This is a genomic window from Mycobacterium sp., assembly GCF_008709575.1.
Lineage (GTDB): Bacteria > Actinomycetota > Actinomycetes > Mycobacteriales > Mycobacteriaceae > Mycobacterium.
This window is the reverse complement of sequence record NZ_VYIK01000235.1, coordinates 1-851: the sequence shown is the minus strand read 5'-3', so window position 1 is coordinate 851 and position 851 is coordinate 1. Positions and strand designations below refer to the sequence as shown.

Below are 851 nucleotides of genomic sequence, written 5' to 3'. Positions count from 1 at the left end.
ACGCGACCGCCATCGCCGGGCCCGGAGTTGTCGACAAAGCCGAGGCGCTGGCCAATGGGCTGACCGCGATCGCCCGGGGCTTCGGGGTCACCGACATCGTGCCGTCGGCCACGGGCTCGGCGACGGCCGCCACCGATCCCATCGCTGCTGCCCAGCAGACCGCTAACAGCAGCGCCGACGAGATACTCATGCAGGGCATCGCCGATTTGACCCACGCGAATCAGCTGTTGGAGCAAGCGCCGACAGCCTCGCTTGACCCCCGGCAACTGGCGCTTCTGACTAACACAGAAAAGCTCCTCACCAGCGGGCTGATCCCGTCCAATAACCAACTTGACCCAGCTGGCCTCCCTTCCACTGACCAAGCCGGCTTGACCGACCTGAGCCAAGGCGTACTCCACGGCGACCAGTCGCTGCTCGACGCCGTGCAAGGGTTTGTCTCAGCCGACCGGGCTGGCGACCTTACCGGCCCACCGATTCTGAATCCAGCCGACCTGTCGCTACTCGCGGCTACTTTCGACGCGGTCGGCGCGGACTACCACATGCTCGGCGCTGAATTCGGTGCCGCGTTCTTCACTGTTATCGGCGTTCCGGACATTTTCTTGCCTTGACCCCTTGACACATTCCTGTGGCCGGAAGCTCAACAATTAGAGGCGCAAGCACTTCGACACCAACCATCCGGTGCCGGCTCCTGCCGCCTAGCGACCGTGACATTGGCGTCACGCTCGCCGCCCGTCGTGACGCTGGCGTCACGCTCGCCGCGTCGGCGGTGTCGAGGCGCTTGGGCGCCCCGACCGGGTAGCCGTGGGCATCCCGGCGGCGCAGCGCCAGACGCACGGCGTTGAGATCTACAC

Annotated in this window: 1 protein-coding gene; it reads left to right on the top strand. The window is 65.7% G+C overall.

Annotated features, from left to right (window positions below; genetic code table 11):
• Positions 1 to 608, top strand: a 608-nt coding sequence (locus tag F6Q13_RS18140; protein ID WP_293059494.1) for a hypothetical protein, incomplete at its 5' end; no start/stop codon positions are given.
• Positions 609 to 851: the final 243 nt, after the last annotated feature.